Origin of the sequence: Andreprevotia sp. IGB-42 (assembly GCF_009848685.1) — a bacterium.
GTDB lineage: Bacteria > Pseudomonadota > Gammaproteobacteria > Burkholderiales > Chitinibacteraceae > Andreprevotia.
Genome location: NZ_WXTX01000011.1, coordinates 76,661 through 92,207, shown reverse-complemented (window position 1 = coordinate 92,207; position 15,547 = coordinate 76,661). Strand labels below are relative to the sequence as shown.

Sequence of the window (15,547 nt, the reverse complement as noted above, 5' to 3'; positions counted from 1 at the left end):
GTGTGGCCGACAAGATGCGACCAGCGATAAACAACCTGACTTGGCCGGCTGCACAACGCAGCCAGCATGCGCTACCGGGCCCCCCTACCCCGCCAGCGTCTGCCAGATCAACCTGGCCAGCAGCACCAGCGCCAGTACGATGAACAAGCGCCGTATCCACAGGTTGCCGCCCTTGAGCGCCATGCGGCTGCCCACCTGCGCACCAGCGATATTGGCCACCGCCATCGGGATCGCGTAGCTGAAATACACCATGCCGGCCGGCACGAAGAATGCCAGCGCCGCCAGGTTGGTTGCCAGGTTCACCACCTTGGCCGAGGCGGACGCCCGCAGGAAATCGAAATGGAAAAACCGGATGAACAGGAAAATCAAAAAGGAACCGGTGCCGGGGCCGAAAAACCCGTCGTAGAAACCGATGGCCGCGCCAATGGCCAGCCCCACGTACAGATCGCGCCGCGTCAACGGCCGGCCGGCGTCTTCACTGCCGAAAGCCGGTTTGAACCACGTATACACCAGCATCACCAGCAGCAGGCCGATCACCAGCGGGCGCACTGACGACGCTGGCAGCAGGTGGATCACCCGCGCACCGGCATACGAGCCGCAAAATGCCGCCAGCGCCGACGGCAGCAGGATGTGCCAATCCAGCTTCACCTGCCGTGCATAGCGCACGGTGGCCGATGCAGTGCCCATGATGGCGGCAAACTTGTTGGTGCCCATCAGCGCGGCCGGAGTTTCGCGTGGAAACACCGCAAACAGCCCCGGCACCATGATCAGTCCGCCACCGCCCACGGCGGCATCGACAAGCCCGGCAGCAAAAGCCAGTGGCAACAACAGCAGGAGTTCGTGCGGCATGGGTATTCCGGCATTGATTTGCCGCCAGCATGCCGCGTAACGCGCAAGCCGGCCAGTCGGAGAAACACTCAGGTCAAGTGTTGGCAGACTGCCCAGCCCATCTCTGCCTGCGGTCCCGCTCGTCAGAACAGAAAAAAACCGGCTTGGCCGGTTGCTGATGCCGGATGCTCCGCAGATAACGACCTCGGAGGGCCGACAGCTTCAGGTGGCCCGAGTATCCAAGTCCAGAAAACGCGATTCGAGCCGCTGACGAGCGACAGCGAGGCTCCCTCGCGGCGGCGAGGGCGGGGGGTGTGGAATCGAACAGGTAGCTCGCCAGAACCGGTGAGAACCCGGCTTGGCAGGGTTCGCTGATGCCGGTTGATCAGCGATAATGGCGTCAGAGTAGCAACAGGCCCCGAAGTCCGTCATGTGCAAAGGCTTCCGTTCAACAGGACTCAATTCGTGCCACTGACGAGCGACAGCGCGGCTCCCTCGCGGCGGCGAGGGCGGGGGGTGTGGAATCGAACAGGTAGCGCCGATGTTTCATTCGCCAGAACCGGTGAGAACCCGGCTTGGCCGGGTTCCTGATGCCGATTACCCGACAGGTAACGGAGAAACGTGAAATCAGGCGCTCAACGCCCGTACAGCGCGGTCAGGCTGGCCTTGCCCAAAGTGTTGAAATGCAGGTTGAAGCCCACCTCTGCCGCAGAGCTCTCGGGTTTCACATCCAGCTTGGCAGTCTTGAGCGCATACACGGTGAAGATGTAGCGATGCGGCTTGTCGCCCTTGGGCGGGCAGGCGCCGCCAAAGCCGGGTTGGCCATAATCGGTACGGGTTTGCAGGCTGCCGGCAGGCAGGTCCGCTTTGCCGCTGCCCGCGCCATGCGCCAGGCCACTTGTATCGGCGGGGATGTTCACCACCACCCAGTGCCACCAGCCGCTGCCGGTGGGTGCGTCCGGGTCGTATACGGTGACGGCAAAACCCCTGGTGCCGGCCGGGGCGTTTGTCCAGCTGAGCGCGGGCGAGATATTGACGCCGCTGCAGCCAAAACCGGAAAACTCCTGCTGCACGTTCATGGTTTTGCCATCGGCAACATCCGGGCTGCTCAAGCTGAAATCAGCGGCATGCGCGCAGCCGGCAGCCAGAAAAGTCGCGGCGATGGCATGGCGGATGAATCGGGTCGGTTTCATGGTGGGGCTCCTGTGAAGTAACCCCTCCATGCTAAAAGCGCCGTGGCCGGCCTGTGGCCCCGTAACGCGCAGCGATGGCCCCATTCCGCTCAGCGCCTGTTAACCCCGCAGCCCGCCAGCAGCGGATATGCTCCGGCCAGAACCCGACCATGCCCGCCCCGGCCCAGCTGTCGTCCATTGGTAGCAGCAATCAGCGTTGCTTGCGTCAGATGCCCGGCTGAATGGCCGCCTGCCGGCTATCGCGCAATGCAGACGGCGTCAAGCCGAAGCGCTCGCGGAAACGCGCGGCAAACTTGGAGGCGGATTCATAACCACACGCCGCGGCCACATCGGCCACCGGCCGGTCGCCCATCTGCAGCAGGCCCAGCCCGTGGCTGAGCCGCACTTCATCGAGCAGCGCGCGGAAGCTGCTGCCTTCCGCCGCCAGTTGCCGGCGCAGCGTGGCAGCACTGCGGTGCAGCCGCTGCGCAACGTCATCACTGCGCCAGCCATAGGCCGGATCCAGCCGCAGCAGCACCCGCACCTGCTCGGCCAGCGGCGCAGCGCTGGGCTGGAACAGCAGATGCCCCTGCCCGGCCAGCAGCAGCGCCAGCAACAGGCCTGCCAGGTGATGGGAGAGCAAGGCATCGTCTGCCTGCGCCTGCCAGGCGGCCATCAGCGCCTGCCAGCCAGGCTCCAGCGCTACGCCAGCCTGCAGCACCAATCCGGGGGCATCATTGGCGGGGAGCTGCGCCAGCAGCGCGCCGTGCTGCACGCGGAACTGCCGCAGCAGATCAGGGCCCAGCTCGATGAACGCCGCCGCATAGCGGCCATTGCGTGCATCCGGCTCGTTGACGAGATCGATCTCGGCCCCCGCAGGCACGGCAATCAGTTGTGCCGGGCCGGCGTATTGCTCGCCATGGGCGCTGAACACGCGTTTGCCACCAGCCAGCACGCGCATCAGCGTGGGGCGTACGAAAGGCACGCGGCGTATGGTCTGCACCTGTGCCGCTGTCACCCCGGCAATGGCGCTGCCATCGGCCAGTTGGCGGGCGGCAGCCAGTGCGGCTGTCATGCAAAGCGCCGTGCGGCGTCGATGGCAAGGCCGGTGCCGATACTGCCGAAGCGGTCGCCTTCCACATGCCGCGCATTGGGCAGGCACGCGCCGATCTGGCTACGCAGCAAAGGCACGCCGGAAGCACCACCGGTAAAGTAAACGGTATCGACCTGGTCTGCGGTCACGCCGGCATTGCGCAGTACGTCGGTCACCGCGGTTTCGATGCGGCCGATCAGGCCACCGATGGCATTCTCGAACACGCTGCGTTGCAGCGTGTGCGTCAGCCCTTCTTCGATACGCTCCAGCACCAGCAAGTGCTCGCTGGTATCGGACAGCGCAATCTTGGCGGCCTCCGCCTGCGTGGCCAGCCAGTGCCCGGCGCGGCGCGCGATCAGCTTGAACAGCCGGTCGAGCTTTTCACGCTCCTGCGCATCGCGGAACAGGTCTTGCAGATCGCTCATCACGCGGCGCGTGTACACGAAGTTGATGGTGTGCCAGGTGGCCAGGTTGAAGTAGTAGCTCGACGGCATCTCGGCACCGCTTTTCAGCAGCGTCTTGTAGCCCAGCAAGGGCATCAGTGCGGACAGGCTCAGTGCACGGTCGAAGTCGGTACCGCCGATATGCACGCCGCCCCAGGCCAGGATGTCCGCATGGCGCTCCGCCGCCTTGGCGCGCTCCGGCGACAGGCGCAGCAGCGAAAAATCGGACGTACCGCCGCCGATGTCCACGATCAGCGTCAGCGTTTCGCGGTCCAGCGTCTGTTCGTAATCGAACGCGGCGGCGATGGGCTCGAACTGGAATTCGATATGCCTGAAGCCCGCATCGCGCGCGATGCCGGCCAGCGTATCCTGCGCCAGTTGATCGGCCTTGGGGTCGTCATCGACAAAATGCACCGGCCGGCCCAGCACTGCAGCATCGAACCCGATCCCTGCGCTGGTTTCAGCGCGGGCTTTCAGCTCGTTGATGAAGGTGGAGAGGATGGTCTGGAAGCTGAGCGACTGGCCGGCCACCTCCGTCTGCGCGCTCATCAGCCCGGTGCCGAGGATGCTTTTCAAGGAGCGCATCAAGCGCCCTTCATAGCCATCCATATATTCAGTAAGCGCAGCACGGCCGTAACTGACCGATTCTTCTTCGGCATTGAAGAACAACATCGATGGCAGCGTGGTCTTGCCATCTTCAAGCGCCAACAGGGTTGGCTGGCCGGGCCTTACCCAGCCTACCGTCGAGTTGGACGTACCGAAATCAACGCCACAAGCCATCGTCCACTCCAGAAAAAAGGGCGCGATTCTATCCGGAAGGGCCTGATCGGAACAGGTATTCCTCTGCCTGTACCGCCAAATGATCGCCCCGCCATCTGAATGTTCGCCCCTCATGATGCCAGCGGCGCGGCCATGCGTGTGCGCGGATGTTGAAACTACCATTCTCCTTCAATAAGGTGAGATGACATCATCGTTGTGGCGCACGCGCATCTGCCGCTGCGCCGCCATCCACCACCACCGGGGCGGAGCATGCCATGCGCTTGAAACAGCGGGCTTTTTCAGGCTTGTGCCTTGTTTGCAGTGTCTTGCTGGCCGCCTGCGGCAAGGCGCCGGATACGCACGTGCAAGGCTATGTGGAGGGCGAATTCGTCTACATGGGGTCATCGCAGGCCGGCAGGCTGACCACGCTGAACGTGGCGCGCGGGCAACAGCTGGCTGCGGGCGCCGCGCTGTTTGCACTGGATACCGATAACGAAGCTGCCGCGCAGCGCCAGGCACAGGGCGAACTGGCGGCGGCACAGGCGCAACTGGCCGACCTGCAGACCGGCCAGCGCGTGCCGGAGCTCGACGTGGCGCGCGCGCAACTGGCGGAAGCGCAGATCGATGCCAGGGTGGCCGCCAGCCAGCTGCAGCGGGATGAACTGCAAATGCCCGCCGGTGGCCTGTCGGCCGCGCTGCTCGATCAATCTCGCGCCCGTGCCGCTGCGGCGGCAGCCAGGGTGCGCCAGTTGCGCAGCGCACTCGTCGTTGCCGAATTGCCGGGCCGGCCGGCGCAATTGCGCGCACAGGCGGCGCAGGTGGCCGCGGCCAGTGCGGCGCTGGCGCAGGCAGACTGGAAGCTGCAGCAGAAAACCGTAACTGCCCCGGCAGCGGCACTGGTCACCGATACGCTGTACCGCCAGGGCGAATGGGTGGCGGCCGGCAACCCCATCGTGCGGCTGTTGCCGCCGCAGAACGTGAAAGTGCGCTTCTTCGTGCCGGAAACCCAGCTGGGCCGCTGGCGCAATGGCCAGCCAGTGCGGCTGCATTGCGACGGCTGCAGCAACGATATCGCGGCGACGGTCAGTTTCATCGCCACCGAAGCCGAGTTCACGCCGCCAGTGATCTACAGCGAGGAAAACCGCAGCAAGCTGGTGTTCATGCTGGAAGCACACCCGGCGCTGGCCGATGCCGGCAAATTGCACCCCGGCCAGCCGGTGGAAGTGACCCCGCGATGAGCGACAGCGGATACGCGATCGACGTACACGGGCTCAACAAGCATTTCGGCAGCAAGCACGTGGTGAAAGATCTGTCGCTGCAGGTGCGCAAGGGGGAGATTTTCGGCTTCCTGGGACCCAACGGCAGCGGCAAGACCACGTCGATCCGCATGATGTGCGGACTGCTGACGCCCGATTCCGGCACCGGCCAGTGCCTGGGGTACGAGCTGGTGCGCGACGCGGATGCCATCAAGCGCAATGTCGGCTACATGACGCAGAAATTCTCGTACTGGGATGACCTGACCATACGCGAGAACCTGGATTTCGTTGCCCGCATCTACCAGATGCCGAACCGGCGCGAGGTGGTGGACCGCACGCTGGAGAACCTGGGCCTGACCACGCGTGCCAGCCAGCTTACCGGATCATTGTCCGGCGGCTGGAAGCAGCGGCTGGCGCTGGCCGCCTGCATGCTGCACGAACCGCAGCTGTTGCTGCTGGATGAACCCACCGCCGGCGTGGACCCGAGCGCACGGCGCGATTTCTGGGAAGAGCTGCACCGGCTGGCCGCGCGCGGCATTTCGGTACTGGTTTCCACCCACTATATGGATGAGGCCGAGCGCTGCCACAAGCTGGCGTACATCGCATACGGCCAGTTGCTGGCGCAGGGCACGGCAGCCGAAGTGATCGCCGGGCAGGCGCTCAGCACCTGGGCGATCAGCGGCGACAATCTCAGCAGCCTGTCGCAGGCATTGCACGGGCTGCCGGGCGTGGCGCAAACAGTGGTGTTCGGCGGCGCATTGCACGTGAGCGGCAATGACGACGCACTGCTCGAAACCACGCTGCGCGAGGCTATCGCCGGCAAACCGCTGCAGATGACCCGTGTGGCCACCGGGCTGGAGGACGTGTTCATCTACATGATGAACCGGTCGAGCGACAACTTCGGGCCGCCCCCATGATGCGCTGGCCCGGGTTTTCAGTGGCACGCTGGTGGAGCATCGTGCTCAAGGAGTTCTTGCAGCTGCGGCGCGACCGCATCACCTTCGGCATGATCGTGGGCCTGCCCATCGTGCAGCTGGCGCTGTTCGGCTTTGCCATCAATACCGATCCGCGCCATCTGTCCACCGCGGTGATTGCCGCCGAGCACAGCGAATTCACCCGCAGCTACCTGGCAGCGCTGCGCAATTCCGATTATTTCGACATCGTCGCCACGCTGCCCGACGAAGCCGCCGGCCGGCAGGCACTGGCACAGGGCCGCGTGCAGTTCGTGATCAATATCCCCGCCGGCTTCACCCGCAAGCTGCTGCGCGGCGAGCGCCCCGCCCTGCTGGTGGAGGCCGATGCGACCGACCCTGCGGCCACCGGCATGGCGCTGGGGGCGTTGAACCTGATCGCGCAATCTGCCATGCGCAAGGACCTGACCGGGCCGCTGGCACGGCTGCAGGCCGGCCCGGCCGCATACGACATCACCGTGCACCGGCTGTACAACGCCGAGGGCAATACGCAATACAACGTGGTGCCCGGCCTGATGGGCGTGATCCTGACCATGACCATGGTGATGATGACCGGCCTTGCCATGACGCGCGAACGCGAGCGCGGCACCATGGAAAACCTGCTGGCTACCCCCGTGCGGCCCATCGAGGTGATGACGGGCAAGATCATTCCCTATGTCGCCATCGGCCTGATACAGGCCAGCATCATCCTGCTGGCGGCACGCTTCGTGTTCCATGTGCCGTTCATGGGCAGCATTGCCGCCATCTACATCGCCGCGCTGCTGTTCATTGCCGCCAACCTCACCGTGGGTATCACGCTGTCGTCGCTGGCACAGAACCAGCTGCAGGCGATGCAGCTGACCATGTTCTACTTCCTGCCCAACCTGCTGCTGTCCGGCTTCATGTTTCCGTTCCGCGGCATGCCGCAATGGGCGCAGTTCATTGGCAACCTGCTGCCACTCACGCATTTCAACCGGCTGATCCGCGGCATCCTGCTCAAGGGAAGCGGCCTTGCCGAGCTGTGGCCCAGCCTGTGGCCGCTGCTGCTGTTTACCTGCGTGGTGATGACGGTGGCGGTGAAGTTCTATCGCCGCACGCTGGATTGAGCCGCCGGCGCCGGCTGCCAGCGGCCCAACAACCGCGTGGCAACTGCAGCACGCAGCCACGCATAGGCCAGCATGCCGGTCAGCATCAGGCTGACCATGCCATTGGCGGTCCACGGCCAGCCCAGCATGGCAGCGATGGCCTTGCCTGCGTTCATCCACAACGCCATCACCAGCAGCATGCACGGAAACGCCACCAGCATGCCCAGCACGGCAGCAGACAGCGCCACACTGCGCTGTTCGCGCTGCGCCCGCGGCCGATATGGCACGCAGATCAGCAGCAGCATGGCCAGCATCGTCAGTGGAAACCAGCGCACATGCACCAGCAACGCCGGCACGCCCATGCCGGCCACGCTGCTGCATAGCGACAGCAGCGATGCGGGCGGCACGCGCATAAAATCCAGCACCATGCCGGCACTGACCGCCGCCATGCAAACCAGCATCGCCATATCGCCGCCATGGCAACGTGGCCAGCGCCTTGCCAGTGCTGCCGCCAGCGCGCAGGCCAGCGCACTGAATGCGCTCCACACCCAGCTGGTTGGCGCGCCATGCAGCCAGGCCGGCAGATCGCCGGCAACCAAGCCGGCCAGCGCAAACAGCGCCAGCCGTGCAAGCGGGTGGCGGGCAACGGGCAGGCTGCCCGCTGCAGCAGCGGATGGCTTAGCGTTGCGTGCAGACATCAAGCATCACCGCGAAGCAGGCCAGCCCGGAACCGCGCAGCCCCCCGAGGTAGCCAAACGCAGCGCGGCAGCGCCAACCCGGCATCAGGCCGGGTCATCCAGCACCGCGAACCACGTGCACACCACGCCGGCCGGCGATACGCCGCCCGAACCGCTGGCATGCGGGATGGTACGCACGATGGAGCCGGCCAATGCCGGGCGCTGGTTGATGCCGTTGGGCCACGCCGGGCTCAGGAGGCTGCCTGTTTCGGGGTTGAAGCTCATGGTCAGATCCTTGCGGTAGGCGGCGTGGCCCGTTGCCGGGGCGCTGGCCTGCCGGTGGAACCGGGACAAGCCATCACGGCGATTGATGACAGCTGGCGCTACGGCAACCGGCCGCCACACCCTTCGCGGCATGGCAGCACGTAAACCCGGCACTTGCTTTCTTATGACGAATGAATAATAGATATACCTGCGTCAGAAACAAGCCGAAAGCATTCAATTTTCCAAACAGCAATAGACAGCATCATCAGGCCGCTGGCGACATGCCTTCAATCGGGCATCGTCTGTGCCATTCCCGGCCTTCAGGAGAACCACCCATGACTATCCCTACGCTGCGGCATACCCGCTTGCTGTGCACGCTGGCCGTGCTGGCGGCCGGTGCCGCGCACGCGGCGGAAACGCCCATCGTCAGCAACCCGCCGCTGCTCAACGCCATCAATCCGGCTGCACCCAAATCCACCGAAAAGCTCAAGTTGATGGGGGTGAAGAAGCGCAACTTGCTGGCGCAGGCGCAAGTGGGCGAAGTGGCGCCGGGCGTGCCGCGCGAGGTGTTCTTCGACTTGGCCATCCGCTATGTGAACGGCTGGATACGCAACCCGTCGGTCGAAAAGGCCGGCCAGATCGCTTACGACAAGGTGCAGCTGCGCAGCTATGTGCAGGGCGATGGCAGCAAGGCCAAGCCACTGGCACCGCCCACCACCTGGGGCACGCCGGGGCAAACCGTATACGCCGCGCCGCAGATCGAGGCCTACCCGGGCCAGACCGTGCGCATCACGCTCAATAACGACCTGCCGCTGGACCCGAGCTGCACCGCGCAGGGTGGCAGCGCCAATACGCCGCATTGCTTCAACGGCACCAACCTGCACTCGCACGGCCTGTGGGTGAACCCGGCCGGCAACAGCGACAACGTGCTGCTGTCCATCAACCCCGGCGTGGGTTTCCAGTACGAATACAATATTCCGCCCACCCACCCGGCCGGCACGTTCTGGTACCACACGCACCAGCATGGCTCGACCGCGTTGCAGGTTTCCAGCGGCATGGCCGGCGCACTGGTGGTGCGCGGCACCCGCACCCCCACCCCTACCGAGAACGGCGATCTGGATACGCTGCTCAAGCCGTATGGCAGCACGGTATTTCCCGAGCGTGTGATGGTGTTCCAGCAAATCCAGTATGCGTGCCGCTTTACCGATGGGCCGATGAAAGGCCAGATCAAGACCTATGGCAATGACCCCCTGCCCGGCGAGCCGATCGACCCCAAGGACCAGCGCTACAAGTGCGACGATGGCGATGTCGGCCAGATCAGCGCCTACGACCAGTTCGGCCCCGGCACCTGGCAAGATTCCGGCCGCTATACCAGCATCAACGGCGTGGTGATGGGCACCCTGGCCAAGGCCAAGGCCGGCGTGGTGGAACGCTGGCGCATGATCCATGCCGGCGTGCGCGATACCATCGCGTTCAAGATCCGCCGCCGCGCGCCCGACGCCCCCACGCTGAGCGGGCTGAAAGCGGAAGACACCGACGACTACGTGAAGAAATACTGCACCGGCCCCGAGCTGGACCTGCCGCTGGTGGCCGCGGACGGCCTCACCTTGGCCCGGGCGATGAGCAAGAAAACCACCGTGTTCCAGCCCGGCTACCGCTGGGATGCACTGGTGGTGTTCCCGCAGGCAGGGGATTACTGCGTGATCAACGATGTGGAAGTGACTGCCACCATCGACCGCTCCGCCCCGTCGGCCCGCTTGCTGGGCCTGGTGCAGGTGGAAGCGGGCAGCACGCCGGCCATCGCCAACACCACGCAATACCTGCAGCAGAAGCTGGTGGAAGCGGCCAATGCCAACATGCCGGCCAATGTGCGCCAGAAGGTGGTGGGCGAACTGCAGAACAAACTGCAGCTGACCAGCTTTGTGCCGCATGAAACCATTGCCGACGACGAAGTGACCGGCACACAGACGCTGGCGTTCAATATCGATGTGTCGTCGGTACCCGGTGCCGCGTTCTTCCAGGTGGACGGCAAGCCGTACGACGGCACGCGCATCGACCGCGTGCTGAAGCTGGGCGGCGTGGATGAATGGACACTGACCTCGCACTTCGTCAGCCACCCGTTCCACATCCATGTGAACCCGTTCCAGGTGGTGAAGATTCTTGACCCGAATGGCGTGGATGTCAGCGCGGAAAACGCCATGGATGGCGAGGATGAACAATACCCGGGCCTGAAAGGCGTGTGGAAAGACACGCTGTGGATCAAGAACCTCTACCCGAGCAAGGAAGCGCCCACCATGAAGCAGGGCATGTACACCGTGGTGGTACGCACCCGCTACGAGCGCTATGTGGGTGATTTCGTACTGCATTGCCACATCCTCGATCACGAGGACCAGGGCATGATGCAGAACATCCGCATCGCGCTGCCGGATGGTCAGGGCGGCACCGCACAAGCGCACCACTAACAAGCGCTCATACCTCCGCTGGCGGCGTTGCCCGGCGTACCTTGCCGGCCATGTTGCAGCGGGCAATACAGACCGCCCCGGATCGCACACCGCTCCGGGGCGTTTCCACCTCTCAACCGGCAGGAACCGTGATGAGCCCGACCCAACCCTACCTGATCGGCATTGCCGTGTACGACGGCGTCGATCTGCTCGATGTCTCCGTACCGTATGAACTCTTCAACTGGATGGCACAGCTGGAGCCCGGCATCAACCCGGCAGCGCCTGCGCGTGAAGTGCGGCTGGTATCGCTCGATGGTGCATCGGTAAAAACCCGCGACAAACTCACGCTGGGCGGCGATCTGCCCGGCCTGTGCGTGGACGATGTGTTCGATCTGCTGTGGATACCCGGTGGCGACCCGGACCGGCTGCAAACGCTGATGCGCGATCAGGCCACCATGCAGTTGCTGTGGCAGGCGGGCAGCAGCACGCAGTACACGGCAACCGTATGCGAAGGCGCGCTGCTGGCGGCCGCCGCAGGCTTGCTGGATGGCTACAACGCCACCACGCACTGGGCGTTCATCGCCTGCCTGAAACTGTTTCCGGCCATCAATGTGGCGCCGGAATGGCCGCGCTACGTGATCGACCGCAACCGCATCAGCGGCGGCGGCATTTCATCCGGGCTGGATGAAGCACTGGCGCTGATCGCGCTCATTGCCGGCGATACCGTCGCGCGCAACGTACAGCTGATGGTGCAGTACAACCCCAAGCCGCCGTTCAACGACGGCGATCCATCGGTGGCCCGGCCACCCATCTACACCCCGGGTGAAGACAGCAGCTGCGATATCACCGGCATGGCAGCCACCATCGCCAGCGTGCTGGCCGGTGGGCAGGGGGACATCGCACTGGTTTGCGGCAAGGTCTAGCGCACCGTACCGCCAGCCATGGCGGCAGCAGGTGCGCGGGCAGCCGGCGCAAGGGGCCTAGATGATGGCCGTCTCGTCGCCGGCATACGCATAGCGGTTCTTGCCGGCGCGCTTGGCCGCATAGAGCGCATCGTCTGCCTGCGCCAGCAGCACATCGGCGGAGGCGCCGCTGTGCGGTGCATACAGGCTGATGCCGATGCTGGTGGTCACATGCACGGTCACTTCCGGCAAGGTGAACGGCAGCTTCATCTGCGCGATGATCTTCTGCGCCACCACCGCGGCATCCTGGCCGCCATCGCCCAGCCCTTCCAGCAGCACCACGAACTCGTCGCCACCCAGCCGGCATACCACATCGCATTGGCGCACGCTGCTGATGATGCGGCTGGAAAACTGCCGCAACAGCACATCGCCGGCATCGTGGCCATGCTGGTCGTTCACCGCCTTGAAGCCATCCAGATCGAGGAACATCAGTGCCAGTTCACGGTTGATGCGGTTGGCGCGCGCCAGCCCCTGCGTAACCGCCATGGTGAACGCACGGCGGTTGGGCAGGCCTGTCAGCATGTCGTGATCGGCCATATGGCGCAGCCGTTCTTCCTCGCGCTTGCGCTCGCTGATATCACGCAGGAAAGCGCTGAACAGATAGGTGGGGCCGCTGCGGATCGCGGTGATCGACATCTCGATGGGGATTTCGCCACGCGCCAGCGTCTGGCTCACCAGCTCCATGCGTTGCGACAAGGCCTGCCCTTCCACTGCTTGCAGGAATTGCGCCAGCGCGCCCGCATAGGCATCGCGCAATGCGACAGGGATCAGCACATCGGCCAGCGGCCGGCCCAGTACCTCGGCACGCGTCCAGCCAAACGTCTGCTCGGCCTGGCGATTCCAGTCGGTAATCAGGCCGTCCAGATCCATGGAGAGGAATGCCTCGCCCGAGCTTTCGATGATCAGCCGCGTGCGCTCCTCGCTGGCACGGCGGCGTGCCACCTCCGCCTCCAGCGCGCGCAGCGCGGCAGTGCGTTCTTCCAGCAGCATCTGCTTGGTTTCAAAACTGAGCTGGTGACCCACCGCAGCGCCGATCAGGCCGGCCATCAGCTGCAGCGTATGCGTATCGGCAGGGGAAAACGCGAAGGGTTTATCCGCCAGGATTTTCAGCACGCCCACCACGATGCCGGATTCCACCAGCGGCGTCACCACCATGGACATGGCGTTGATCTTGCGGCACGCAGCCTTGTCCACGCGCGCGTCCAGCATGGTATCCGGGCTTTCCAGGATATTGCCGGTGCGCACGCACAGGCCGGACAGGCTGCCGGCAATCGCCAGCCGCAGGCCCACATAGGGCGCCACCACACCGCTGGCGGCGCGGTAGACCATTTCATCCCCATCGGCCAGCTCCACCACCGCGCCGGTGGCCGGGGTGAGCTTGAGCATGCGCTCCACCACGATGCGCATGAAATCATCCAGGTCGAGCTCGGCCTGCGCCAGCTGCGATTGCGTGGCGATCACTTCACCCAGGTGGGCGGTCTGCTGTTCGTATTTGTCGATGACGGCATCACGCTCACGCAATGTGCCCATCAGGTGGCGGTTGACCGCCGCCAGCTCGCGCGTTTCGTCCACGCCGCCGGTTGGCGGCATGATGCCGGGCTGGATGACCACCACTTCCGTACTGCTGGTGAACCACATCGCCACGGTGGCGGTTTCGTCGTATACCGGCATGCTGCGGCTGCGCACCCAGCGCCATGCCTGGCTGGCGGCATGCCAGCAACGGTACTCCAGCTCCAGCCCTTTGCCGCTTTGCCGTGCCTGCGCCCAGCCTGCGGTACAGCGTTCACGGTCATCGGCGTGCAGCGTGTGCAACCAGGCATCGTCCAGCCCGGCCTCGCGGGCGATGCCGGTGTAATCGAACCAGCTGGCATTGCAGTAATCGATACGGCCATCGGCACCACTCATCCACGCCGGCTGCGGCATCCCGTCGGCCAGCGATTGCATTCGCCGGTCGGATTTGTGCGGGGAAGCGCCGCCGTGGGCGGGGCGCAATGCCGTGGGTTGTGTCATGTCGGAGAAACGCTTACAAACGATGCTTACGGCGAGTATATGTCAGGAATTGCGATAGCCATGTTACGCATGCGACATAAGGTGGCTGCGTTTCCGACAGGCGGATAGAGCGTCATACAGCCGTACAGCCGCAGAAATCAACTGCGGGCTCCGGCGACGCTTTTGCTTACTTCCCGATACAGAAACGGCTGAAAATCACCCCCAGCAAATCATCCGGCGTGAACGCGCCGGTGATCTCGCTCAGTGCGTTCTGTGCCAGCCGCAGCTCCTCGGCAAACAGCTCGATCTGCACATACGCGGCATCAGCCGATAACAGGTTGGCTTGCGCGCGGCGGATGGCATCCAGGTGGCGCTCCCGCGCGATGAACACCCCGTCCTCGCTGCCCTGCCAGCCCACGCGCTCCAGCAGCTTGTGGCGCAGCTCGGCAATGCCGATGCCGCCCTTGGCCGACACATGCACTTCATCGGCGGCCACCTCGCCAGCCACCTCGCCGGTCAGGTCGATCTTGTTGAATACGCGCAGCACTGGCAGTGCAGCGGGCAGGCGCGCCAGGATATCGCTGTCATGCACGGTGACACCCTCGCGGCTATCGAGCAGCAGCAGCGCCAGGTCGGCTTTTTCCACCGCCGCCCAGGTGCGCTCGATGCCGATCTTTTCCACCACGTCATCGGTTTCGCGCAGGCCCGCAGTATCGATGATGTGCACCGGCACGCCGTCGAGCTGGATCAGCTCGCGCACGGTATCGCGGGTGGTGCCGGCAATGTCGGTGACGATGGCGATGTCCTCGCCGGCCAGTGCATTCATCAGGCTGGATTTGCCCACATTGGGCTGGCCGATCAGCACGATGTGCGCGCCCTCGCGCAGCAGCTTGCCCTGCGTGGCGGTGCCGAATACCTGCTGCAACTGCCGCTGCAGCCCATGCAGCTTGCCGCGAGCATCGGCCGCTTCGAGGAAATCGATGTCTTCCTCGGGGAAATCCAGCGTCGCCTCCACCAGCATGCGCAGGTTGATCAGCTGCTCGACCAGCGCATGCACCTCGCGCGAGAACGCGCCGTCCAGCGATTTGAGCGCCGAGCGCGCCGCCGCCTCCGATTGCGCATCGATCAGGTCGGCAATCGCCTCGGCCTGCGCCAGATCGAGCTTGCCGTTGAGGAACGCGCGCTTGCTGAATTCGCCCGGCTCCGCGTGGCGCGCGCCCAGCTCGGTGCAGCGCGCCAGCAACATCTTCAGCACCACCGGCCCGCCGTGCCCCTGCAGCTCCAGCACGTCTTCACCGGTAAACGAATTGGGACCGGGAAAGTACAGCGCGATGCCTTCGTCAATCACTTGGCCATCAGCCGCCTTGAAGCGTGCAAAGTGCGCGTGGCGCGGCGTGAGTGCGCGGCCGATCAGCCCGGCAAGCAGCGCATCCAGCCCGCGCCCGGAAACGCGGATCACCCCTACCCCACCCCGGCCCGGGGCAGTGGCAACAGCGGCAATGGTGGTGGGGGTATAGAGCATGGCGGGGTTACTCTGCGTGGGGCGTGGTGCCAGTTTGATGAGTCCGCCAGCGCGGCACAAGCGGCGCGGGGGAGAAGGCATGGCGGCTTCCGGCCGCCACAAATGC

General features: G+C 64.8%; 13 protein-coding genes. 5 read left to right on the top strand and 8 right to left on the bottom strand.

The window, feature by feature from the left end; all coding sequences use genetic code 11:
• Window positions 1-84: 84 nt before the first annotated feature.
• The 4 genes from IGB42_RS16405 to IGB42_RS16390 form a co-directional block, all read right to left on the bottom strand.
• Window positions 85-849, bottom strand: coding sequence for a TSUP family transporter (locus tag IGB42_RS16405; RefSeq protein ID WP_159673633.1), 765 nt, complete (start codon window positions 847-849; stop codon window positions 85-87).
• 614 nt (window positions 850-1,463) lie between these two features.
• On the bottom strand, window positions 1,464-2,021 hold the full coding sequence (locus IGB42_RS16400) for a YbhB/YbcL family Raf kinase inhibitor-like protein (protein ID WP_159673631.1): 558 nt from the start codon (window positions 2,019-2,021) through the stop codon (window positions 1,464-1,466).
• A gap of 205 nt (window positions 2,022-2,226) precedes the next feature.
• Entirely contained in the window at window positions 2,227-3,075 is an 849-nt protein-coding gene (locus IGB42_RS16395; protein WP_159673629.1) for a helix-turn-helix transcriptional regulator, read from the bottom strand.
• Window positions 3,072-4,316 carry an Hsp70 family protein gene (locus tag IGB42_RS16390; protein WP_159673627.1) on the bottom strand — a complete coding sequence of 415 codons (1,245 nt, stop codon included), beginning with the start codon at window positions 4,314-4,316 and terminating at the stop codon, window positions 3,072-3,074. Before IGB42_RS16390 ends, IGB42_RS16395 begins: the two co-directional genes overlap by 4 nt.
• Window positions 4,317-4,570: 254 nt before the next feature.
• Here IGB42_RS16390 and IGB42_RS16385 point away from each other — a divergent pair, with 254 nt between their 5' ends.
• From IGB42_RS16385 to IGB42_RS16375, 3 genes are read left to right on the top strand one after another with little or no spacing between them, the layout of a single operon-like run.
• Window positions 4,571-5,533, top strand: coding sequence for an HlyD family secretion protein (locus IGB42_RS16385; protein ID WP_159673625.1), 963 nt, complete (start codon window positions 4,571-4,573; stop codon window positions 5,531-5,533).
• A complete protein-coding gene (locus IGB42_RS16380; protein ID WP_159673623.1) occupies window positions 5,530-6,468 on the top strand; it encodes an ABC transporter ATP-binding protein in 939 nt (312 codons plus the stop codon). The genes IGB42_RS16385 and IGB42_RS16380 overlap by 4 nt, the downstream gene beginning before the upstream one ends.
• Window positions 6,465-7,607 carry an ABC transporter permease gene (locus IGB42_RS16375; protein WP_236822615.1) on the top strand — a complete coding sequence of 381 codons (1,143 nt, stop codon included), beginning with the start codon at window positions 6,465-6,467 and terminating at the stop codon, window positions 7,605-7,607. The genes IGB42_RS16380 and IGB42_RS16375 overlap by 4 nt, the downstream gene beginning before the upstream one ends.
• Here the strand turns inward: IGB42_RS16375 and IGB42_RS16370 are convergent.
• Together IGB42_RS16370 and IGB42_RS16365 are read right to left on the bottom strand one after the other, a co-directional pair.
• The gene (locus tag IGB42_RS16370) at window positions 7,586-8,284 is read right to left on the bottom strand and encodes a hypothetical protein (RefSeq protein ID WP_159673621.1); all 699 of its coding nucleotides are present in this window, start codon (window positions 8,282-8,284) and stop codon (window positions 7,586-7,588) included. The genes IGB42_RS16375 and IGB42_RS16370 overlap by 22 nt on opposite strands.
• Window positions 8,285-8,368: 84 nt before the next feature.
• The gene (locus IGB42_RS16365; protein WP_159673619.1) at window positions 8,369-8,548 is read right to left on the bottom strand and encodes a hypothetical protein; all 180 of its coding nucleotides are present in this window, start codon (window positions 8,546-8,548) and stop codon (window positions 8,369-8,371) included.
• A gap of 314 nt (window positions 8,549-8,862) precedes the next feature.
• Here IGB42_RS16365 and IGB42_RS16360 point away from each other — a divergent pair, with 314 nt between their 5' ends.
• Together IGB42_RS16360 and IGB42_RS16355 are read left to right on the top strand one after the other, a co-directional pair.
• Complete coding sequence (locus tag IGB42_RS16360) at window positions 8,863-10,989, top strand: multicopper oxidase family protein (RefSeq protein ID WP_159673617.1); 2,127 nt, start codon at window positions 8,863-8,865, stop codon at window positions 10,987-10,989.
• Between the two features lie 131 nt (window positions 10,990-11,120).
• Window positions 11,121-11,891 carry a DJ-1/PfpI family protein gene (locus IGB42_RS16355; RefSeq protein WP_159673615.1) on the top strand — a complete coding sequence of 257 codons (771 nt, stop codon included), beginning with the start codon at window positions 11,121-11,123 and terminating at the stop codon, window positions 11,889-11,891.
• A 57-nt stretch (window positions 11,892-11,948) separates the two neighbouring features.
• Here IGB42_RS16355 and IGB42_RS16350 read toward each other — a convergent pair whose 3' ends face one another.
• Both IGB42_RS16350 and mnmE read right to left on the bottom strand, forming a co-directional pair.
• Window positions 11,949-13,940 carry a diguanylate cyclase domain-containing protein gene (locus tag IGB42_RS16350; RefSeq protein ID WP_159673613.1) on the bottom strand — a complete coding sequence of 664 codons (1,992 nt, stop codon included), beginning with the start codon at window positions 13,938-13,940 and terminating at the stop codon, window positions 11,949-11,951.
• 166 nt (window positions 13,941-14,106) lie between these two features.
• Complete coding sequence (gene mnmE, locus IGB42_RS16345) at window positions 14,107-15,441, bottom strand: tRNA uridine-5-carboxymethylaminomethyl(34) synthesis GTPase MnmE (protein WP_159673773.1); 1,335 nt, start codon at window positions 15,439-15,441, stop codon at window positions 14,107-14,109.
• Window positions 15,442-15,547: the final 106 nt, after the last annotated feature.